This is a genomic window from Synechococcus sp. PROS-U-1, assembly GCF_014279755.1.
Taxonomy (GTDB): domain Bacteria; phylum Cyanobacteriota; class Cyanobacteriia; order PCC-6307; family Cyanobiaceae; genus Parasynechococcus.
The window spans coordinates 190357-211085 of sequence record NZ_CP047951.1; the positions used below are offsets into that span (position 1 = coordinate 190357).

The following is a 20729-nucleotide window of genomic DNA, read 5'->3' on the forward strand; positions in this document are numbered from 1 at the left end:
CTGTGGGTTCAGTCTGCCGGCAGAAGCAGATGCAGAGCCATCTGCTGGTGCGGATCTTCCCAGCTGCGCTCGATCCGCCAGCCAGCCCGTGCCACAAGAGCGGCTGCGGCGTCCTGGGAGTATTTGACGCTGTGTTCGGTGATCCAGGCCTCGCCGTTGCGGAAAAACCAGGCCTCACCGCCCAGGTGCACGGTCTGATCCCGCCTGCTGATCAGGGCCATTTCGATCCGCTGATCTTGCGGTTGCCAGCTGGCCTGGTAGCGGAACTGCGTGGGATCGGCATCGCCCTGGAGGTCGCGATTGAGCCGCTGCAGCAGGTTGCGGGCGAAGGCGGCAGACACCCCGGCGGCATCGTCGTAGGCGGCCTCCATCAGGGCCGGCTCCCGCGGTTGATCTACCCCCAGCAACAGCGGGCCTCCGGCCAGCAGCTGCCGGGCATTGCGCAGGAAGTCCACAGCTTCCTCCGGGGTGAAGTTGCCCAAGGAGCTGCCGGGGAAGAAGCCAATGCGCCGTTCTCCGTCCAGAGCAGGATGCCGCGGCAGCTGTTGCAGGCGGGTGTGGTCACAGCAGACGCCCACCATGGCGGTGTTGGGGTGTTGGGCGGCGAGACCGGACAGGGCTTCCTCCAGGGCGCTGAGGCTGATGTCCAGCGCGGCGAAGACGCTGCTGCCAAGGGCCGTGAGCAGCGGATCCACCTTGCGGGCATTGCCGATGCCGAACTCCACCACCAGCCCAGCTCCCGTGGCGTCGGCGATGGCTTCAGCGTGTTGCTTCAGCAGGGTGATCTCCCGGTTGGTGAGGGTGTATTCCGGCTGGCGGCAGATTTCGGCGAACAGCCGGGATCCTTCGGCGTCGTAGAGCATCCAGGCCGGCAGTTGGCGAGGTTTGCGGCGCAAGCCGTCTCGCACAAGGCGCTGCAGATCAGCCTGGGGTGGGTGGAGGTTGAGCAGAGTGATGCTCATCGGGCCAGACGGATGCCAGCGGCCATCCAGCGGCTCGCTGGCGGGAAGAAATTGCGGTAGCTGTCGCGCTCGTGGCCGTTGGGGGTGAGCCAACTGCTGCCCCGCAGCACCATCTGGGAACTCATGAATTTGCCGTTGTATTCGCCGATGGCTCCCTCCACCGGGAGAAAGCCGGGATAGGGGCTGTAGGCACTGGATGTCCACTGCCACAGCACCCGGTGGGCGTGCTCCATGGCGCTCCCCTGCACGCTGCAGGCGTGCTCCCATTCCGCCTCTGTGGGGAGACGGGCACCGCTCCAGCGGGCATAGGCATCCGCTTCGAACCAGCTCAGATGCCGCACCGGTGCCTTGAGTTCGCGCTGGCGGCGGCCAGCAAGGGTGAATTCCTCGTTGTCTCCCCGCCAGTAGCGCGGCGCCTGCCACTGGTGCTGTTGCACCAAGGCCCAGCCTTCACTCATCCACAGCTCGGGGCGCTGATAGCCCCCATCAGCGATGAAGGCGTCATAGGCGGCGTTGCTCACCAGGCTGCTGCTCAGCTCAAACGGCTCAATCCACACCCGGTGCCGTGGCGTCTCGTTGTCGAAGTGAAAGCCGTCACCCCGGTGGCCGATCTCCGTCAGACCGCCGGGACAGGGGAGCCACTGGTGCGGCTCCATCTGCAGGGTCAGTTCGGCCTTGGGGTTGTAGACGGGTTCCAACGGCTGGCGGTGGAAGCCATCCAGCAGGTCCATCAGCAGCAGTTCCTGGTGCTGCTGCTCGTGCTGCAGCCCCAGCTCCACTAGGGCGATCACGTCCGTGGGCGGATCGAGCAGCATTTCTTCCAGCTCGGCATCCACCCGCTGGCGCCAGGCCAGCACCGGGCCAATGGCCGGGCGGCTGAGCAGCCCCCGCTGCGGTCGGGGATGGCGGGCTCCGACGGCCTCGTAATAAGAGTTGAATTGATAGCTCCAGAGAGGGTCGCAGGCCTGGTGCCCAGGGGCATAGGGCTGAAGCACGAACGTGTCAAAGAACCAGGTGGTGTGGCCCAGATGCCATTTGGGTGGGCTGGCATCTGCCATCCCCTGGAGCATCAGGTCTTCCGGCTCTAGCGGTGCAATCAGTGCTTCGCTGTGGCGTCGCACCGCCCGCAGGGTGTCCAGCAGCACGGGCCCGGCCAATCCTCTGCGGACCCTAGGGGGTGCCGAAGACCATCGGTACCATCAGCGCATCGATACGGCTGAGTCCTTTGAGCGGTTCCGGCACGGTGCTGGTGGAGCATTACCGCCTGGATGAGCGGCTGAGTGGGCCCGATCCGGTGCAGGGATCACTGTGGCGCGGCGTGGATGTGATGGCCGGTGATCTGCCGGTGGCTATCCGTCAATTGGAGAACACGGCCGCCCAGGAGCAACTCCAGGCGGTCTGGCCGCAGTTGCAGTCGTTGCTGCATCCGCAGCTGCCCCGCTGCGGAGAGCTGTTGGAGCTGGATGGGGAGTTCTGGTGCGTGCGCGATTGGCAGGACGGCGTCGCTTACGACGTCCTGTTGCGGTTGCGGGCTGCACGCCAGATGCCCTTCGCTGCCGGCGAGGTGCTGCTGCTGCTGCGCCAGATCCTGCCGGTGCTGGCGGTGTTGCACGGCTGCGGGCTGGTGCACGGTGATGTGAATCCCCGCCATCTGCTGCGACGGAGCAGCGATGGCCTGCCGGTGCTGCTGGATGGTGGTCGGGTGCGGAGGAAGGGAGCCACCTCGACGGATGCTCCCTTGAGGGATCTGCATGACCTAGGCATCACCGCTCTGATGTTGCTCAGTGGTAAGGCAGGCGAGGACGCTGGCTGGCCGGAGGACCTGGCGTTGGAGTCAGGATTTCGCCAAGTGCTGGAGCGCCTGCTCTCAGAAGCACCGGAGCAGCGTTTCAGCGAGGCTGCCGAGGTGCTGAAGGCCTTGGAGTCGGTCGCGTTGCCTGCATCAGAGCTGGAGTCCAGCGTGGTGTCCCGAACCAGCAGGGCCATGGCCCGCGACAAGGGAGCGGAGGGTCGTCTCTGGCCCGTTGTGATCGCTCTGGCCCTGTCGGCTCTGGTGGGTTCGGCCATTGGCTGGGTCCTGCTCCCGCGTAGCTCCACTCCAGATAGGGACCCCCGCACCAACGGTGATGGGGCGGCATTGGCTCCAGACGTCAGCCTGCCGCCGGCGGAGCTGGATCAACGCCAGCAGCTGTTTAGCCGGCTGCGGGCGCTTCAGGTGGATCGCAGTTGGTTCCTCAATCTGGTGGAAGCCAGCATGCTCAGCCGTTTCCCTGAACGCGGTGGCAGCCTCCCTTCGGAGTCACTGGAGGATGCACCGCTGCGCAGGGTCTGGACTGAGCTGGCGGAGGAATGGCTGTCTCGCATCGAGCAGCTGCCGCCGGCGATGCGGGCCCGGTTGGGCCGTCTGCGTGATGGGGACTGGGAGCAGCCGCGTCAGACGTTGCTGAAGCAGGGCGTTCACCCGCAGGTGGTGGAACATCTGGTGAGTGCCGCTGCTCAGGATCTGCTGCCGGGGACCATGCAGGGCCAGAAACCTGCCGAACCGTTCCGTCAGCTTTGGATTGCAGCGGCCATGCAGAGCCTTGATGACGTCGACATTGAGCGACTCGTAGCGCGTCCCCTCGAACCCACGAACACGTCCTTGCGCATCCCCGCCGGTGGCGCCCGCCTGGTGCTGGTTCAAGTGCCGGCCGGTAATGCCTTGGCCCTTGGCATCAACGGCACGCCGCTGATGCAGATGATGGTGTTCGCTGCCAACGGGCAGGTGGTGGAGGAGCGCGGTCCGCTGCGGGTGGCCCGGATTGCGGCGGAAGCGGGCTCGCCGTTGCAAGTGCTGATCACCAATGAGGGGGTCTCCTCCGGTCTGCTCACCTTGTCCTGCAGGGCGGACCGTCCTCGCCCCCCCTTGCCGGATGTGGACCTGGATCCGTTGCCCGACTCGGCCACTGGAGAGCTGGTAAGGCCACCGGGGCTGGATTCGAACGTTCAGTAGCGAGCTATCGCCGCCTTCACCTCTTTCTTGGATTGCTTCTCCTTTTCAGCAGCTCGCTTGTCGTGCAGCTTTCGGCCTTTGCCCAGCCCGATGGTGAGCTTGATCCACGAACCCTTGAGCTGGAGGCTCAGCGGGATCAGCGTGAGCCCTTTCTGATCAACTAGACCGCGAAACTTGTCGATCTCGCGGCGATGGGCCAGCAGTTTGCGGGTGCGCAGAGGGTCGTGGTTGAAGTAGCTACCGGCGTGGGTGTGGGGTGAAATGTGCACGTTGTGCAGCTGCAGTTCTCCATTGCGGATCAGGCAGAAGCCATCGCGCAGGTTGGCTTTGCCGTTACGGATCGACTTCACCTCGGTTCCCACCAGCTCGATGCCGGTTTCCAGGGTTTCGAGGATCTCGTATTGATGCCGGGCCTGACGGTTGTCCGCCAGCATTCGGTTGGCTGCGGCCCGTGCGGCGGCTGCGGCTGCTTTTTTCGCTCCTCCCTTGGCCATGGCTGTGGCTGCGTCTTCCGACCCTATCCAGGTCTGGGTACCCTGCCCGCATGGCGATTGTCTCTTCTAGTTCCGGTCGCAAGCCACCACGCCGCCCTGAAGCGCTGGTGGATCCTCAGCCGGCCCCTGAAGAGGGGGTGAGTCGGCCGGAAGACAAGCTTCGGCCTCAGCGCCTTGACGACTACATCGGTCAGAGCGAGCTGAAGCAGGTTCTGGGCATTGCGGTGCAAGCGGCGCTCGGCCGCGGTGATGCCCTCGATCATGTGCTGCTCTACGGCCCGCCTGGGTTGGGCAAAACCACCATGGCCATGGTGTTGGCCGAAGAAATGGGGGTCCACTGCAAGGTCACCAGTGCGCCGGCCCTGGAACGACCTCGAGACATCGTTGGGCTGTTGGTCAATCTGCAGCCCCGCGATCTGCTGTTCATTGACGAGATTCACCGCCTCAGCAGGGTTGCGGAGGAGTTGCTTTATCCGGCGATGGAGGACCGTCGCCTCGATCTCACCGTTGGTAAAGGAAGCACGGCGCGCACTCGTTCCCTCGACTTGCCGCCATTCACCCTGGTGGGGGCCACCACCAGGGCCGGATCCCTGAGTTCACCGCTCCGGGATCGTTTTGGCCTAATTCAGCGGTTGGAGTTTTACGGGCAAGCGGATCTGGAGGCGATTGTGTCGCGAACTGCAGGGCTGATCGGGGTGACCCTCACGCCGGAGGCCTGCAGAAGCATTGCGGCGTCTTGCCGCGGCACGCCTCGGATCGCCAATCGGTTGCTGCGCCGGGTGAGGGATGTAGCCAGCGTCCGCGGTACTGGCACCGGTCCAATAGATCAGTCCCTGGTGGGGGAGGCCCTCAGCCTTCACCGGGTCGACCATCGTGGCCTTGATGCCAGTGATCGGCGATTGCTGCAGCTCCTAATCGAACACCATGGTGGTGGTCCGGTGGGCCTAGAAACTCTGGCGGCGGCCCTTGGCGATGACCCCGTCACCCTGGAGACCGTGGTGGAACCGTTTTTGTTGCAGCAGGGGTTGTTGATGCGCACCCCTCGCGGCCGGATGGTCACGGATGCGGCCCGAACCCATCTTGCGGAGGCGGCATGAACAGGCTTCTGGTGCTGCTGTTGAGCCTGGTGCTGGCGCTGCCGGCGCAGGCTCTGGATCTTCAGGGGCTCTATGAGCAGGCGCTGACGGCCAGCCGCCAGGGGGATTTTGTGGAGGCGCTGCCTCTCTGGGATCGGTTCCTGGAGCAGGCCCCTGAGGATGCAGCCGCGCTGAGCAATCGCGGCAATGTTCGCCTTGCGCTTGGAGATGCGTTCGGGGCCATCGAAGACCAGAGTGCCTCGATCGTTCTGGCGCCGGAGGAAAGTGATCCGCGCTTGAACCGCGGCACGGCGGAGGAGGCGCTTCAAGACTGGTCCGCTGCAGCGGACGACTATCTCTGGATCCTGGATCGGGATCCGCAGGATGCCTCAGCCCTGTACAACTTGGCCAATGTGCGTGGGTCGCAAGGGGACTGGACTGAGGCCCGTGCGCTCTACGGCCGGGCCTCTCTCGCCCGCCCCGGCTTTGCGATGGCCCGTTCCAGCGAGGCCTTGGCGGCCTGGCAGGCGGGAGATCTCGATTGGGCGGAGGCGGAATTGCGCAAGCTGATTCGCCGCTACCCCTTGTTTGCTGATGCTCGGGCGGCCCTCAGTGGTCTGCTGTGGCGATCGGGATCCAGTGGTGAAGCCGAAAGCCACTGGGCCGCGGCGGCGGGTCTGGATCAGCGCTACCGACAGGCGGACTGGCTGCAGCAGGTGCGCCGTTGGCCCCCTCAGCCGACGGCGGATTTGATGGCATTCCTGGCCTTGGAGGCGTCTTGAGATGACCCAAGCGCAGCCTCTCGCTGATCGACTCAGTCGTGAGCTACCAGAGCTACTGGAGCTGCGCCGGCATTTGCATGCTCATCCCGAACTCAGCGGTGAAGAGCACCAGACAGCTGCCCTGGTGGCGGGCGAGTTACGTCAGCTGGGTTGGCGCGTTCGTGAGGGGGTCGGCCGCACAGGCGTCTTGGCGGAACTGGGGCCGGATCAGGGCCCAACGGTGGGGTTGCGGGTCGACATGGATGCTCTTCCTGTGGAGGAACGCACAGGCTTGTCCTATGCCTCCACCCGCCAGGGCCTGATGCATGCCTGTGGCCATGATCTGCACACCTGCACGGGCCTGGGGGTGGCGCGGTTGTTGGCCCAGGAGCCGAAGTTGGGCTGCCGGGTGCGGCTGCTGTTTCAACCCGCTGAAGAGTTGGCCCAGGGGGCGGTGTGGATGCGGGATGCGGGGGCGGTGGAGGGCCTCGATGCCTTGTATGGGCTGCATGTGGTGCCGAATCTGCCGGTGGGCACGGTGGGGATCCGGCGGGGCTGTCTCACGGCGGCGGCTGGTGAGCTGGAGATCCTGGTGCAGGGGGAGGGTGGCCATGGCGCTCGCCCCCATCAGTCGGTGGACGCTGTCTGGCTGGCGGCACGGGTGATCACGGAGCTGCAGCAGACGATTGCCCGCCGCCTGGATGCGTTGCAGCCGGTGGTGATCAGTTTCGGCAAGGTGGAGGGCGGTCGCGCCTTCAACGTGATTGCTGATCAAGTGCGTTTGCTGGGTACCGTGCGCTGTCTGGATCTGCAGCAGCACGCCCAGCTGCCGGCCTGGATCGACGAGACGGTGCAGGGAATCTGTGCCAGCGGCGGTGGCACGGCTGTGGTGAACTACCGCTGCATTGCCCCGCCGGTGCACAACGACCCGCATCTCACAAATCTGTTGGAGCGCTGTGCGGTGGATTGTTTGGGCCGCGACAAGGTGCTGCCGGTGGAGCAACCCTCCCTGGGCGCCGAAGATTTTGCTGAGTTGCTTCGGGATGTGCCGGGAATGATGGTGCGCCTGGGGGTGGCTGGGCCGGAGGGTTGTGCGCCCTTGCATAACGGGGCCTTTGCCTTGGAAGAAGATGCCCTCGGTGTTGGTATTGCGGTGCTGACGTCCACCGTGCTGGCTTGGATCACGGAGAACACCTCGGCATGAACCAACGTCGCGCGGTGATTTGGGTTTCCCTCGGGGCACCGTTGTTGATTCTGCTGGCCTTGTTGGCCACCCAGCAGCGGCAGGGCAAAGACCGGGTTCAGGTGTTGCCGGCGATGCTGGTGGGGTCGGGCCTGATGATCAGCAGCGCTCTCGGTCGGCAGCGTCGCCGCGCCAGGCTGTTGGCCGATCTTCAGCGGGCGCGCACCCCCGGCAGCAACCCATGAGTGAGACCGATCCACAGAAGCCTGATCTCGACTCCGTGCGCCAGGCCATTGCCAGTGGAGATCCTGTGAAGGCGATGCCGGCGATCACCCAGCTTCGTCATTGTTCTGATGCTGAGGCAGTGCCGTTGCTGGTGCTGGGCACGGAGCAGAAGCCCTTTCTGGTGCGCTCGTTGAGTTGCAGCGGACTGGGTTACAAGCGCACTGAGCAGGGTTGGGCTGTGCTGAGTGCATTGATCACGGCGGATGAGGACCCCAACGTTCGGGCCGAAGCCGCCAATGCCCTGGCCAGCTACGGGGTGGAGCGCGCCTGGCCCTTGCTGCGCTCGGCGTTTGAAGCTGATGCCGCCTGGTTGGTGCGCTGCAGCATTCTTTCCGCCTTGGCGGAACAGCCCGACATTGATCTGGCTTGGTTGCTTGAGTTGGCAACCATGGCCATCGCTGATGCTGACGCCATCGTGCGGGTGAGTGGGGCCGAGATTCTCAGTCGGATTGTCCGGGAGGGGGGCAGCGACCCCATCGCGGTGCAGGCCAGAGGCCTGTTGCAATCCCTGCAGCAGGACAGCGATCACCGGGTGGTGGCTGCGGTTCTCAATGGTTTGCAAGCTGGCTGAATGGGGCTTTGAGAAACGCTTGCTAGCGTTCAGGCATCACTAGGGGTGTCTGGGTTTCATCGTGAACTCGGACTGAGATCACACCCTCCGAACCTGATCCCGGGTCATGCCGGCGCAGGGAAGTGTTAGAGCGTGATCTACGGCCACAACGTCGACCCCTGGGCTGTCCGTCGCACCTCAGATCATGCGCGCTTCCTGGGTTGAGTCCCGCAAGGGCCAGGCCAACGTCTCTCAGATGTACTACGCCCGCCAGGGTGTGGTGACCGAAGAAATGGCTCATGTGGCCAAGAGGGAGAACCTGCCTGAGTCGCTGGTGATGGAGGAGGTGGCCCGGGGGCGGATGATCATTCCAGCCAACATCAACCACGCGAATCTTGAGCCGATGGCGATCGGCATCGCCAGCAAGTGCAAGGTGAACGCCAACATCGGCGCATCACCCAATGCTTCGGACGCCGCTGAGGAGGTGAAGAAGCTCAAGTTGGCGGTGAAGTATGGCGCCGACACCGTGATGGATCTCTCCACCGGTGGCGTCAATCTCGATGAGGTGCGCACAGCGATCATCGGTGCCTCCCCAGTGCCGATCGGCACGGTGCCCGTTTATCAGGCGCTTGAGAGCGTGCATGGCTCGATCGAGAAGCTCGATGAGGATGATTTCCTCCACATCATTGAGAAGCATTGCCAGCAGGGCGTTGATTACCAGACCATCCACGCCGGTCTGTTGATCGAGCACCTGCCCAAGGTGAAGGGGCGCATCACCGGCATCGTCAGCCGCGGCGGAGGGATCCTGGCCCAGTGGATGCTTTACCACCACCGTCAGAACCCGCTATACACGCGCTTCGATGACATCTGCGAGATCTTCAAGCGCTACGACTGCACCTTCTCCCTGGGGGACTCGCTGCGTCCCGGTTGCCAGCACGATGCGTCGGATGCTGCTCAGTTGGCTGAATTGCACACTCTTGGTGAACTGACGCGTCGCGCCTGGAAGCATGACGTCCAGGTGATGGTGGAAGGCCCTGGTCACGTGCCCCTCGACCAGATCGAGTTCAACGTGAAGAAGCAGATGGAGGAGTGCAGCGAAGCGCCCTTCTATGTGCTTGGTCCCCTGGTCACCGACATCGCCCCTGGTTACGACCACATCACCTCCGCCATCGGCGCGGCGATGGCCGGTTGGCATGGCACAGCGATGCTCTGCTACGTGACCCCGAAGGAGCATCTCGGTCTGCCCAATGCTGAGGATGTCCGCGAAGGCCTGATCGCCTACAAGATCGCTGCCCATGCGGCCGACATCGCCCGTCACCGCCCGGGTGCTCGCGATCGTGACGACGAGCTCAGCCGGGCCCGTTACAACTTCGACTGGAACAAGCAGTTTGAGCTGTCCTTGGACCCTGAGCGGGCCAAGGAGTATCACGACGAAACCCTGCCGGCTGACATCTACAAGCAGGCTGAGTTCTGCTCGATGTGCGGACCGAAGCACTGCCCAATGCAGACGAAAATCACCGATGAGGACCTCGAAGGTCTGGCCAAGGTGCTTGAAACCAAAGCAGGCGCTGCAGAGCTCACCCCGGTCAAGCTCGACAAAGCTGATTGATCGCGTCGCTTGAATTCAGTCGTTGGCCCGGCGTCCTTCAGGACGTCGGGTTTTTGTTGTTAGGCATTAAAAAAGACCCTCTGCCTCGGCAGAGGGTCTTGCGTTGAAGCTGTGTGGAGATCAGCCGAGCAGAGCTTTGGCCTTGGCGACCACGTTCTCCACGGTGAAGCCGAATTCCTTTAGGCAGGTGCCGCCGGGGGCGGAAGCACCGAAGCGGTTCATTGTGACGCTGTCGCCATCCAGGCCAATGAAACGGTGCCAGCCGAAGGATTCTGCCGCTTCCACCACCATGCGCTTGCGCACGGCGTTGGGGAGTACTTCTTCCTTGTAGGCATCGGTCTGCTCGTCGAACAACTCGACGCAAGGCATGGACACCACGCGCACTTTCTTGCCTTCAGCGGTGAGCTGCTTGGCGGCCTGGACGCAGAGGTCGAGCTCGGTACCTGTGCCAATCAGAATCAGATCGGGAGTGCCGGCGCAGTCCTCGAGCACGTAGCCGCCGAGGGCGACCTTGTCGATGGAGGAGTTCGCCTGGTTGGCCATGCCTTGGCGGCTGAGGCACAGGGAGCTGGGGCGATTGCGGTTTTGGATGGCCACCTTGTAGGCACCGCTGGTCTCGTTGCCATCGCCAGGACGGAACACCAACATCCCGGGCATTGCTCTGAGAGATGGGATGGTTTCGATCGGCTGGTGGGTTGGGCCGTCTTCGCCGACGCCGATGGAGTCGTGGGTGAGCACGTAGATCACACCCAGCATGCTCAGGGCAGACAGGCGCATGGAGCCGCGCATGTAGTCGGCGAACACCAGGAAGGTGCCGCCGTAGGGGATCAAGCCACTGTTGTGGTAGGCGATGCCGTTGAGGATGGCGGCCATGGCGTGCTCGCGCACACCGAAGTGGAGGTAACGCTTCTCCGGGCTGCTGGCCTGGTAGGAGCCGGTTTCACCCTTGATGTCCGTGTAGTTGGAATGGGTGAGGTCAGCGGAGCCGCCAATGAGTTCGGGCAGGTTGGGACCCAATGCACCCAGGCAGATCTGGGAGTGTTTGCGGGTGGCCAAGCCACCGTCTTCGGGGCTGTAGGTGGGCAGGTCCTTGTCCCAACCCTCTGGCAGCTCACCGCGCAGCATCCGCTCGAACTCGGCGGCCTCGGTGGGGTATTTGGTGCGGTAGGTGGCCAGGGTCTGGTTCCACTCGGCCTCGAGGCTGGCGCCACGGTCGATGGCCTTGCGGAACTGGTCGTAGGCATCCTGGGGGATTTCGAAGGGTGCGTAGTCCCAACCCAGCTGCTGACGGGTCAGACCTGCCTCCTCTTCACCCAGAGCAGCACCATGCACTCCGGCGGTATCGGCCTTGTTGGGGGAGCCGTAGCCGATGGTGGTGGTCACCTTGATGATCGACGGCTTGTCGGTCACGGCCTTAGCGGCTTCGATCGCCTTGGCGATGGCATCCACATCAGTGTTGCCCTCGGCCACGTGCTGAACGTGCCAGCCGTAGGCCTCGTAGCGCTTCAACACGTCTTCGGTGAAGGACACATCGGTGCGGCCATCGATGGTGATGTTGTTGTCGTCGTAGAGGGCGATCAGTTTGCCCAGCTTCAGGTGGCCAGCCAGGGATGCAGCTTCTGAAGAGACACCTTCTTGGTTACAGCCGTCACCCATCACCACATAGGTGTAGTGATCCACCACGGTGGAGTCAGCCTTGTTGAACTTGGCTGCCAGGTGGGATTCAGCGATGGCCAGACCCACAGCGTTGGAGATGCCGGCACCCAGGGGGCCGGTGGTCACCTCAACACCTGGGGTCTCAAACGTTTCGGGGTGCCCCGGGGTCTTGGAGCCCCACTGCCGGAACTGCTTGATGTCATCGATGGTCACCGAGTCGTAGCCGGTGAGGTGCAGCAGCGCGTAGAGCAGCATGCAGCCGTGGCCAGCCGACAGCACGAAGCGGTCGCGGTTGAACCACTTGGGGTTCTTGGGGTTGTGATTGAGGAACTTGTCCCAGAGCGCATAACCCATGGGTGCGCAGCCCATTGGCAGGCCGGGGTGGCCGCTGTTGGACTTGTTGATGGCGTCGACAGCCAGCATCCGGATGCTGTTGATGCAGAGCGTGTCGAGTGACGCGGGCGCAGCGACCATGGTGTTAAGAGGAAAGTTGGAGCGATTTTGACGCACAGCGTGAGCGGGAAGGCTCAGCTGGCGCGTTTGAAAGCCAGGCAGACGTTGTGGCCGCCGAAGCCGAAGGAGTTGGACAACACGGTTCCCAGTGTCTGATCCCGCGCCTGATTCGGCACGACATCCAGATCACAGTCGGGGTCCGGGGTGGTGTGGTTGATCGTGGGGGGCACGACGCCGTGTTGGAGCGCCAGCACGCAGGCCACGGCCTCAATGCCGCCGGAGCCACCTAGCAGGTGACCGGTCATCGATTTTGTGGAGCTCACGGGAATGTGCAGCGCCCGGTCGCCCAGTGCGCTCTTGATCGCCGAGGTCTCGTTCTTGTCGTTCGCCGGAGTGCTGGTGCCGTGGGCGTTGACGTAGTCGATCTCCGAAGGATCAATGCCGCCATCGGCCAGGGCGAGACGCATGGCTTCCGCACCACCAACGCCGCCCGGTGTGGGTGAGGTGATGTGGTGGGCGTCGCAGGTCATGCCGTAACCGACCACTTCAGCGAGGATCGTGGCGCCACGGGCTTGGGCGTGCTCGAGGGTTTCGAGCACCAGAACGCCTGCACCTTCACCGATCACAAAGCCATCCCGCTCCTTGTCGAACGGACGGCTGGCCGTGGCCGGATCGTCATTGCGAAACGACAGGGCCTTGGCGCTGGCGAAGCCGGCCACCCCGAGGGGTGTGATCGCCGATTCGGCACCACCGCAGACCATGGCATCTGCCTTGCCCAGCTGCAGCAACCGGAAGGCATCGCCAACGGCATTCGAGCCGGCGGCGCAAGCGGTGGCCACCGCTGAGCTGGGGCCCTTGGTGCCTAAGGCAATGGCCGCCAAGCCTGTGGCCATGTTGGGGATCATCATTGGCACCGTGAACGGGCTCACCCGTCCCGGGCCGCGACCCTCAAGCACGTGAGCTTGCGTTTCCATCGTCAGCAGGCCGCCGACGCCAGAGCCAATGATTGTGCCGATCCGATCCGCATTCGCTTCGCTGATCTCAAGGCCTGCATGGGCCACAGCCTGTTTGGCTGCCACCACGCCGAACTTGCAGAACCGATCCCAGCGCTTGGCTTCCTTCGGTTCGATGAAACCTGTCGGATCGAAATCCTTCACCTCCGCCGCAAAGCGACAGGCGTGCTCGGATGCATCGAACAGGGTGATGGCCTCAACTCCGTTGCTGCCGGAGGTAAGGCCGTTCCAGTAGTCCTGAACCGTGTTGCCGATCGGTGTGACCGCGCCGAGGCCGGTAATGACGACGCGATGGAGACCATCCACCATTGCGTTGCTCAGGCCTGCTTGTCTTCGATGTACTTGACGGCGTCGCCGACGGTGGTGATGCCTTCAGCGGCCTCGTCGGGGATCTCGATGTCGAAGGCCTCTTCGAGGGCCATCACGAGTTCCACGGTGTCCAGAGAATCAGCACCCAGATCGTTCTGAAAGTTGGATTCAGGCTTCACTTCACCGGAATCAACACTCAGTTGCTCCGCAACGATCGAACGCACCTTCTCGAGAATCGCTTCCTGGGACATAGCCGTGGCAACGGGACGCTGCATCTTACGGGCACGCCTTCGGTGGTCCCTTCGCCATTGACTCGCCGTTAACAACGGTGACGGCCTGGCCATGGACCGACCAGGGACGGGTACGTTTGCCGCAAGCCTTCGTATGCATCGGGCACATGTCCCACGCCGTCAAGATCTACGACACCTGCATCGGCTGCACCCAGTGCGTGCGTGCCTGCCCTCTCGACGTCCTTGAGATGGTGCCCTGGGACGGCTGTAAAGCCGGCCAGATTGCTTCCTCCCCACGCACTGAGGATTGTGTGGGTTGCAAGCGCTGTGAAACGGCCTGCCCCACCGACTTCCTCAGCATCCGCGTTTACTTGGGAGATGAGACCACCCGCTCCATGGGTCTGGCGTACTGATCTGATTCGTTTCACCTCATAAGCTCTGCCCGGCTTGAGCCGGGCTTTTTTTTGTATGTGCGGAATCGTTGCCCTGGTGGGCTCCAGAGAAGCGGCACCCCAGCTCCTGGAGGGTCTCCGCCAGCTGGAGTACCGCGGTTACGACTCCGCCGGGATTGCCACGGTGGCCGCTCAGGGGGAGCTGACCTGTCTGCGGGCCAAAGGCAAGCTGCGCAATCTCACCGCCTGTGTGGATACGGAAGGGGCCCCCGGGCAATGCGGCATCGGCCACACCCGCTGGGCCACCCATGGCAAGCCTGAGGAGCGCAATGCCCACCCGCACCGCAGCAGCGATGGGGCGGTGGCCGTGGTGCAGAACGGAATCATTGAGAACCATCGTTCCCTGCGGGAGCAGCTGGAGGCTGCGGGGGTGGTGTTTCAGTCGGAGACGGACACGGAGGTGATTCCGCATCTGCTGGCTGCAGAACTGCAGCAGTTGCAAGCCGCGGGTGGAACCCCAGGCGGTGGGTTGTTGCTGGAGGCCCTGCAGCACGTGCTGCCTCAGCTGCAGGGGGCTTACGCCCTGGCGGTGATCTGGGATCAAGCTCCGGGGGCGTTGGCGGTGGCTCGCAAGGCGGCACCCCTCTTGATCGGCTTGGGTGAAGGGGAGTTTCTCTGTGCCAGCGACACGCCTGCACTGGCGGGGTTCACCCGCACGATCCTGCCGATGGAAGACGGTGAGGTGGCCTTGCTTTCACCACTAGGCGTTGAGCTTTACGACGCTTCAGGGGTGCGTCAGCAACGCATGCCCACCCAGCTCAGTGGCGTGGATCACGTGGCGGACAAGCGTGAGTTCCGTCACTTCATGCTCAAGGAAATCCATGAGCAACCGGAGACGGCGGAGCTGTGGGTCGCACGCCATCTCCCCCAGGGGCTGCCGGCTGATCAGCAGGTGGCTCTGCCTTTGGACGATGCGTTTTATGCCGGGGTTGAGCGGATTCAGATCCTGGCCTGCGGCACCAGTCGCCATGCCGCGATGGTGGGGGCCTATCTGCTGGAGCAGTTCGCCGGGATCCCCACGTCGGTGCACTACGCCAGTGAATTTCGCTACGCCCCGCCGCCCCTGGCCCCCCACACCCTCACGATCGGGGTGACCCAGTCCGGTGAAACGGCCGACACCCTCGCTGCCCTGGCGATGGAGGCGGCGCGAAGGCGCGCCCATGGGGATCCGGCTTTTGCTCCTCGCCAGTTGGGGGTGACCAACCGACCCGAGAGCTCGCTGTCGCGCCAGGTGCCCCACATCCTCGACATCGGCGCCGGTATTGAAGTGGGTGTGGCTGCCACCAAGACCTTCCTGGGGCAATTGCTGGCTTTCTATGGCCTTGCTATGGCGTTTGCTGCGCGTCGTGGCGCACGCCCCGCTGCTGAGATCAAGGCTCTCGCCGATGAACTTCGCGGCTTGCCTCAGCAGCTGCGTCAGCTCGTGGATCTGCACGATCAGCGTTCTGAGGCTCTGGCTCATCGCTTTGCCGACACCCAGGATGTGATTTTCCTGGGACGCGGCATCAACTATCCGATTGCCTTGGAGGGGGCGTTGAAGCTCAAGGAAATCAGCTACATCCATGCCGAGGGTTATCCGGCAGGTGAGATGAAGCATGGCCCGATCGCCTTGCTCGATTCCCGTGTGCCGGTGGTGTCCATCGCCGTGCCCGGTGTGGTGTTCGACAAGGTGCTCAGCAACGCTCAGGAAGCCAAGGCCCGCGATGCTCAACTCATCGGGGTTGCGCCCAAAGGGCCAGATACTGATTTGTTCGACGAACTGCTGCCGGTGCCTTCGGTGAGCGAGTGGATCAGCCCCCTGCTTACCGTCGTGCCGATGCAGTTGCTGAGCTATCACATCGCAGCCCATCGGGGCCTGGATGTGGATCAACCCCGCAATCTGGCCAAGAGCGTCACGGTGGAATGAGCTTCAGCTGGCGCTGATGCTGAGATTGCTGCGGCCGTAGCGATCCTCGAAGCGCACGATGTCGTCTTCCCCGAGGTACTCCCCGCTTTGCACCTCAATCAGCTCGACGGGGATTTTTCCGGGATTGCTGAGTCGGTGTTTGCAACCCAGGGGGATGTAGGTGCTCTGGTTCTCACCCAGCAGTTGCTCTTCGCCGTCGCGTTCGACGATCGCTGTTCCGCGCACCACGATCCAGTGCTCAGCCCGGTGGTGGTGCATTTGCAGTGAAAGGCTGGCACCGGGTTTGACCGAGATCCGCTTCACCTGCCAGCGGCTGTCCTCCACCACACCGGTGTAGGAGCCCCAAGGCCGGTAAATCTTGCGGTGGGCCTTGCCCTCAGGGCTGCCGTCGGCCTCCAGCTGTTTCACCACGGTCTTGATCTCTTGGGCCTTCGAGCGATCAGCAATCAACACAGCGTCGTCGGTTTCCACCACCACCAGGTTCTCGATCCCCAAGCCCACCACCAGGCGGTGTTCACTGCGCAAGTAACAGTCACGGCTGCCTTCGGCGATCACGTGGCCCTGAAGCACGTTTCCTTGGGCGTCCCTCTGTTCTGAGGTTTCCCAAAGGGCACTCCAACTGCCGACATCGCTCCAACCCGCATCCAGCGGCAGCACACTGCCCAGTTCCGTTTTTTCCATCACGGCCACGTCAATGGCCACGTTGGGGCACTTGGCAAAGGCCTCCCGCTCCAGCCGTAAAAATTCCAGGTCTGCGGTGTCCTGCTCGAGTGCTGCCCGGCAACAGCTCACCACCTCCGGGGCCAGCCGCTCCAATTCCGCCAGCATGGCGCTGGCACGGAACAGGAACATGCCGCTGTTCCAGGTGAAGCGGCCGGTGGAGAGGAACTGTTCCGCTGTGGCCTGGTCGGGCTTCTCCACAAACCGCTTGATCGGCATGTGTTCGGCTCGACCGGCGCTGAAGGGTTCGCTGGCTTCGATGTAGCCGTAGCCGGTTTCCGGCGCCGTTGGCACGATGCCGAAGGTCACCAGACGTCCCTCTTCAGCGGGTTTGCGGCCCGCGTCGATGACCTGGCGGAATTGAGCGGCATCGCGGATCAGGTGATCCGCCGCTAGCACCAGCAGCAGGGGGTCGTCGCCATTGGAGGTGGCCTGCAGCGCAGCCACCGTCACCGCCGGGGCGGTGTTGCGGCCCATTGGCTCCAGCAGGATCGCGTTCGGTTCGACCCCGATCTGCCGCATCTGTTCGGCCACGATGAAGCGGTGGTCCTCGTTGCAGATCAGCAGGGGAGCTGCCAGGGCGTCCAGGCCATGGAGCCGTTGTTGGGTCTGCTGCAGCAGCGTTGCTTCGCCGTCACCACTGAGCGGCCAGTATTGCTTGGGATAACTCGCCCGCGATAGCGGCCACAGCCGTGTGCCGGTTCCTCCGCAGAGGATCACAGGAATCAGCGGTGTGGCGGCCATCTCGTCCTGAAAGCGGTGACCCAGATTCGCTTGCCCCAGGGGCTTCTGTCGATGCCCTGGTGCGATGGGTTTGCTTCAGAGCTCCAGGAGGCCAGGCGGAGGGGTGATCAGCAACCAGCCCTCGTTGAGATGCACTTCCGGCACGATCGCCTCCACAAAGGGGATCAGCAGCTTGCGGCTGTCGGCTGTGGTCACCTCCAGCAGATCGTTGCCGCCGCTGATCAGGTTCGTCACGCTGCCGATGCTGGGGCCGGCGGCTGAGAGCCGTGCGTCCAGCCCGACCAGATCGAGCAGGTGAAATTCTCCCTCCTCCAACTCGGGGCGATCATCTGCCGACACCAGTAGCTCTTGCCCTACGAGGGCTTCAGCGGCTCCGCGGTTGTTGATTCCCTCAAAGCGCACAACAAACAGCGACTTGCCCGGCAGTTGCCGGCCTTTTTTGAGTTGGATTTCCGTGGGCTCACCCCCCTGGCGGCTGCGCAGCCATCGGGGCCCTGGTGCCGTGAAGCGCTCAGGGAAATCACTGGCGGGGTTCACCCGCAGTTCCCCCTGCAGCCCCTGAACCCCAACGATCTTGCCGACGCTGAGCCAGTCGTCGCTTTCTGCCATGCCATCCGCCGCACACTCTGCCGATAATGGCGCCAGATCCGTTCGCGACCGAGCCATGGCGTCTGCAGCTGCTCCGATCCTCCCCGGCTCCACCGTGACCGTGGCCGATGCCACCTCGATTTACAACGGTTACACCGGCTTCGTGCAGCGGATCAGCGGAGATCGCGCGGCCGTCTTGTTTGAAGGTGGCAACTGGGACAAGTTGGTCACCCTGCGTTTGAAAGACCTCCAGCCGGCTTAGGGCAATGGACGCGGACCGCAGCTTGCGTCAACGCCTGCGGGCCACGGTGCTGGAAGCCAGCACTCCAGCGGGCAAGGCCTATAACGCCGTCATCTTCGGGGCGATCCTGTTGAGCGTTCTGGCTTTGTTGCTGGAACCCGATCCCTTGGGCAATTCAGCCCTGCGCCAGACGGATGTGCTCTGGATCGATTTGGTGCAGAACGTTTGCCTGGCGGTGTTTGCCGCTGATTTTGTGCTGCATCTGGCTTTGGTGGAACAGCCCCGCCGCTATTTGTTCAGCTTCACCGGCTTGATCGACGCCTCAGCGGTGCTGTTCTTTTTCGTGCCGCAGGTGCGCAGTGAGCTGTTGCTTTGGGTGTTCAAGTTCGGCCGCATCCTGCGGGTGTTCAAGCTGCTCAAGTTCATTGATGAGGCTCGCGTTCTGGGCCAGGCGCTGCGGGGAAGTGCTCGCACCATTGGCGTCTTTCTGTTCTTTGTGTTTCTGCTGCAGGTCGTTCTCGGCTACAGCATCTTCGTGATCGAGAGTGTCCGGCCGGATTCCCAGTTCCAGACGGTGGCGAGTGGCGTCTACTGGGCGATCGTGACGATGACCACGGTTGGGTACGGCGATGTGGTGCCTCAGACGGAACTGGGGCGTTTGCTGGCCTCGGTGGTGATGCTCTTGGGTTTCGGCATCATTGCCATCCCCACCGGGATTTTGACGGTGTCGGGAGTGCGGCATCACCAGCAGAAAGGGGTGGATGTGACCTGCGGCAGCTGTGGGCGTCAGGGGCACCGCAGGGATGCCCGTCATTGCGATTCCTGCGGTGCCTTGCTGCCCTCCAGGATCTGAAGGGCGGTTGCCGCCGCGATTTGCTCCGCTTCCTTGCGGGAGCGGCCCTTTGCTTCGGCCAGCTCCTTGTTGTCGACGCTCACCCGGCAACGGAAGCGCTCAGGGTCGCCGTGCTGGCGGTTGCATTCCTCGGTGAAGTACTGGGGCAGTCCCAGCCCCTGGCCCTGGCTCCACTCCTGCAGGGCTGTTTTGCCGTTGAACTGATGGGGGGTGGCCAGCATCGCTTGGGCTGTGGCCCGCCAGTGGGGGGTGAGCCAGCGGTGAATCGCCTCAAGGTCGCCAAGGGCCGTGTACAAGGCACCGATGAGCGCTTCGGTGGCATCGGCCCGCAGCCTGGATTGAGCAGAACGATCCCCCTGGGCGTGCCGTCCCAGCAGCAGGTGTTGTTCGATGGCAAGCGTTGCACCCACATCCGCCAGCCAGCGATCGCTGACCAGCTGGGCCCGCAGGTTCGAGCAGGCACCCACCGCGAGATCGGCATGGTGGCGGTCGATGAATTCGGTGGCGGCGAGCCGCAGCACCGCATCGCCGAGGAATTCCAGCCGTTCCAGGTTGCGGGCGCGACCTGTCGAGACGTGGGTGAGGGCCTGATCCACCTGGGCCAGCAGTTCCGGGTCGATTGGGACTTCAGCGTCCAGGCGCTGGATCAGGCCGGTGAGCTCTGCGGCGCGGGATGGATCCACAGGCACTCCTGAGCAACACTGATAGGGGGTTGAAAGCAGGACATAAGCCGGGTTCTGTTCACGCCACCACAGAGTTTGATCTGCAGAGGGTGGGTGGCTATCTATCTGGGACCGCCGTTGCCGACGGCCTCGAGCGGCGCGTTCAAGCGGAACGGGGCCAATGGCCAGCCGTCGTTCCTTGGCCTTGCTCCCAGCCGGGGTTTACCGAGCCAGCACCTCTCGATGCTGCTGGTGCGCTCTTACCGCACCTTTGCACCCTTGCCTGTGCCAGCGAACCGGCCATCGGCGGTGTGTTTCTGTGGCACTCTCCTCACGGTCACCCGCACTGGGCGTTACCCAGCAAGCCTGGCCATCAGGGAGCCCGGACTTTCCTCAGCCGACACTCAAAGAGATCGGCCGCAACCACCTCGCCTGCTTTCAGATCTCATCATGCCTCGTGGGCATAATTCAGAGGTCTGGGGCTGTAGCTCAGCTGGATAGAGCGACGGTTTCCTAAACCGTAGGTCGTGGGTTCGAGTCCCGCCAGCCCCGTGAGAATCACCGAAGACGTAGTAAGCGCTACATCTGGTGGGGTGGGCAGATCGCTCACCACCGCTAGGGTTGCCCTAACCGGGTGTGGGTGCCATGACCCAGCTTCACGATCTGCGTCTGAGGCTGTTGGTGCAGCAGGAAAGCGAACGGATTGCTGAATCCCAGCCCACGGATCTGGATCTATCCGTGGTGCAGGCCCGCTGCCTCTGCTGGCTGGCTTTGCTGGCCGAAGCCCATGAGGATCAGGCCAGTGATGCCGAACGTCGGGGAGACACCGAACAGGCCATGGGTTGGTTTGCAGATTCGATGCGACTGCGTGACGTCATCGGTGTGGTGTCCTCGATTGAGATCCCTTTGCCCGACACGGCTGGTGAGGATGGCCCCCAGGCAGAGGAGGACTTTGGACCTCAGGCGGCTTGATCAGTGGCATAGTGGGGA

21 protein-coding genes, 1 tRNA gene, 1 other RNA gene and 1 riboswitch are annotated in these 20729 nt (G+C 63.4%); of the genes, 13 read left to right on the top strand and 10 right to left on the bottom strand.

What is annotated here, in order from left to right:
• Positions 1 to 8 precede the first annotated feature (8 nt).
• Together egtD and egtB are read right to left on the bottom strand one after the other, a co-directional pair.
• Positions 9 to 962 (bottom strand): L-histidine N(alpha)-methyltransferase, encoded by a 954-nt coding sequence (egtD, locus tag SynPROSU1_RS00915; protein WP_186571140.1) that lies wholly within the window; start codon positions 960 to 962, stop codon positions 9 to 11.
• Complete coding sequence (egtB, locus tag SynPROSU1_RS00920; RefSeq protein WP_186571141.1) at positions 959 to 2107, bottom strand: ergothioneine biosynthesis protein EgtB; 1149 nt, start codon at positions 2105 to 2107, stop codon at positions 959 to 961. Before egtB ends, egtD begins: the two co-directional genes overlap by 4 nt.
• Positions 2108 to 2187: 80 nt before the next feature.
• Between egtB and SynPROSU1_RS00925 the strand changes: the two genes are divergently transcribed.
• Positions 2188 to 3954: a serine/threonine protein kinase gene (locus tag SynPROSU1_RS00925; RefSeq protein WP_186571142.1), complete on the top strand. Its 1767-nt coding sequence runs from the start codon at positions 2188 to 2190 to the stop codon at positions 3952 to 3954.
• Here the strand turns inward: SynPROSU1_RS00925 and smpB are convergent.
• Complete coding sequence (smpB, locus tag SynPROSU1_RS00930) at positions 3948 to 4448, bottom strand: SsrA-binding protein SmpB (protein ID WP_186571143.1); 501 nt, start codon at positions 4446 to 4448, stop codon at positions 3948 to 3950. The genes SynPROSU1_RS00925 and smpB overlap by 7 nt on opposite strands.
• A 50-nt stretch (positions 4449 to 4498) precedes the next feature.
• Here smpB and ruvB point away from each other — a divergent pair, with 50 nt between their 5' ends.
• The 6 genes from ruvB (at position 4499) to thiC (ending at position 9912) form a co-directional block, all read left to right on the top strand.
• Entirely contained in the window at positions 4499 to 5545 is a 1047-nt protein-coding gene (ruvB, locus tag SynPROSU1_RS00935; protein WP_186571144.1) for a Holliday junction branch migration DNA helicase RuvB, read from the top strand.
• Positions 5542 to 6306 (top strand): tetratricopeptide repeat protein, encoded by a 765-nt coding sequence (locus SynPROSU1_RS00940; protein ID WP_186571145.1) that lies wholly within the window; start codon positions 5542 to 5544, stop codon positions 6304 to 6306. The genes ruvB and SynPROSU1_RS00940 overlap by 4 nt, the downstream gene beginning before the upstream one ends.
• Before the next feature lies 1 nt (position 6307).
• Positions 6308 to 7489, top strand: coding sequence for an amidohydrolase (locus tag SynPROSU1_RS00945; protein ID WP_186571146.1), 1182 nt, complete (start codon positions 6308 to 6310; stop codon positions 7487 to 7489).
• Positions 7486 to 7713, top strand: a complete 228-nt coding sequence (locus SynPROSU1_RS00950; RefSeq protein WP_186571147.1) for a DUF3188 domain-containing protein — start codon at positions 7486 to 7488, stop codon at positions 7711 to 7713. The genes SynPROSU1_RS00945 and SynPROSU1_RS00950 overlap by 4 nt, the downstream gene beginning before the upstream one ends.
• Positions 7710 to 8324 (top strand): HEAT repeat domain-containing protein, encoded by a 615-nt coding sequence (locus SynPROSU1_RS00955; protein ID WP_186571148.1) that lies wholly within the window; start codon positions 7710 to 7712, stop codon positions 8322 to 8324. The genes SynPROSU1_RS00950 and SynPROSU1_RS00955 overlap by 4 nt, the downstream gene beginning before the upstream one ends.
• Before the next feature lie 31 nt (positions 8325 to 8355).
• Positions 8356 to 8462: riboswitch (TPP riboswitch) on the top strand.
• Positions 8463 to 8508: 46 nt separating this feature from the next.
• Positions 8509 to 9912, top strand: a complete 1404-nt coding sequence (gene thiC, locus SynPROSU1_RS00960; protein WP_186571149.1) for a phosphomethylpyrimidine synthase ThiC — start codon at positions 8509 to 8511, stop codon at positions 9910 to 9912.
• Positions 9913 to 10032: 120 nt separating this feature from the next.
• Here the strand turns inward: thiC and tkt are convergent, their stop codons facing one another.
• The 3 genes from tkt to acpP are packed head-to-tail and all read right to left on the bottom strand — an operon-like array spanning position 10033 to position 13594.
• On the bottom strand, positions 10033 to 12042 hold the full coding sequence (gene tkt, locus SynPROSU1_RS00965) for a transketolase (protein ID WP_186571150.1): 2010 nt from the start codon (positions 12040 to 12042) through the stop codon (positions 10033 to 10035).
• A 53-nt stretch (positions 12043 to 12095) separates the two neighbouring features.
• The gene (fabF, locus tag SynPROSU1_RS00970) at positions 12096 to 13343 is read right to left on the bottom strand and encodes a beta-ketoacyl-ACP synthase II (protein WP_186571151.1); all 1248 of its coding nucleotides are present in this window, start codon (positions 13341 to 13343) and stop codon (positions 12096 to 12098) included.
• 8 nt (positions 13344 to 13351) lie between these two features.
• Complete coding sequence (gene acpP / locus SynPROSU1_RS00975) at positions 13352 to 13594, bottom strand: acyl carrier protein (protein WP_011363161.1); 243 nt, start codon at positions 13592 to 13594, stop codon at positions 13352 to 13354.
• Between the two features lie 146 nt (positions 13595 to 13740).
• On the opposite strand from acpP, the gene psaC reads away from it, so the two are divergent.
• Together psaC and glmS are read left to right on the top strand one after the other, a co-directional pair.
• On the top strand, positions 13741 to 13986 hold the full coding sequence (psaC, locus tag SynPROSU1_RS00980) for a photosystem I iron-sulfur center protein PsaC (protein WP_006850103.1): 246 nt from the start codon (positions 13741 to 13743) through the stop codon (positions 13984 to 13986).
• A gap of 55 nt (positions 13987 to 14041) precedes the next feature.
• A complete protein-coding gene (gene glmS / locus SynPROSU1_RS00985) occupies positions 14042 to 15931 on the top strand; it encodes a glutamine--fructose-6-phosphate transaminase (isomerizing) (protein ID WP_186571152.1) in 1890 nt (629 codons plus the stop codon).
• A 3-nt stretch (positions 15932 to 15934) separates the two neighbouring features.
• Here glmS and SynPROSU1_RS00990 read toward each other — a convergent pair whose 3' ends face one another.
• Positions 15935 to 17395 (bottom strand): mannose-1-phosphate guanylyltransferase/mannose-6-phosphate isomerase, encoded by a 1461-nt coding sequence (locus SynPROSU1_RS00990; protein ID WP_186571153.1) that lies wholly within the window; start codon positions 17393 to 17395, stop codon positions 15935 to 15937.
• 75 nt (positions 17396 to 17470) lie between these two features.
• Positions 17471 to 18004 carry a ribosome maturation factor RimM gene (gene rimM / locus SynPROSU1_RS00995; RefSeq protein ID WP_186572166.1) on the bottom strand — a complete coding sequence of 178 codons (534 nt, stop codon included), beginning with the start codon at positions 18002 to 18004 and terminating at the stop codon, positions 17471 to 17473.
• Between the two features lie 55 nt (positions 18005 to 18059).
• Here rimM and SynPROSU1_RS01000 point away from each other — a divergent pair, with 55 nt between their 5' ends.
• Both SynPROSU1_RS01000 and SynPROSU1_RS01005 read left to right on the top strand, forming a co-directional pair.
• Positions 18060 to 18245 carry an NAD(P)H dehydrogenase subunit NdhS gene (locus tag SynPROSU1_RS01000; RefSeq protein WP_186571154.1) on the top strand — a complete coding sequence of 62 codons (186 nt, stop codon included), beginning with the start codon at positions 18060 to 18062 and terminating at the stop codon, positions 18243 to 18245.
• Between the two features lie 4 nt (positions 18246 to 18249).
• On the top strand, positions 18250 to 19077 hold the full coding sequence (locus SynPROSU1_RS01005; protein WP_186571155.1) for an ion transporter: 828 nt from the start codon (positions 18250 to 18252) through the stop codon (positions 19075 to 19077).
• Here the strand turns inward: SynPROSU1_RS01005 and rnc are convergent.
• Both rnc and rnpB read right to left on the bottom strand, forming a co-directional pair.
• Positions 19035 to 19760: a ribonuclease III gene (gene rnc / locus SynPROSU1_RS01010; RefSeq protein ID WP_186571156.1), complete on the bottom strand. Its 726-nt coding sequence runs from the start codon at positions 19758 to 19760 to the stop codon at positions 19035 to 19037. The genes SynPROSU1_RS01005 and rnc overlap by 43 nt on opposite strands.
• Positions 19761 to 19787: 27 nt before the next feature.
• An RNA gene (rnpB, locus tag SynPROSU1_RS01015) (RNase P RNA component class A) lies at positions 19788 to 20179 on the bottom strand.
• Between the two features lie 38 nt (positions 20180 to 20217).
• Here rnpB and SynPROSU1_RS01020 point away from each other — a divergent pair.
• Together SynPROSU1_RS01020 and SynPROSU1_RS01025 are read left to right on the top strand one after the other, a co-directional pair.
• Positions 20218 to 20291 (top strand) — tRNA-Arg (locus SynPROSU1_RS01020).
• A gap of 93 nt (positions 20292 to 20384) precedes the next feature.
• Complete coding sequence (locus tag SynPROSU1_RS01025; protein ID WP_186571157.1) at positions 20385 to 20711, top strand: hypothetical protein; 327 nt, start codon at positions 20385 to 20387, stop codon at positions 20709 to 20711.
• Positions 20712 to 20729 lie beyond the last annotated feature (18 nt).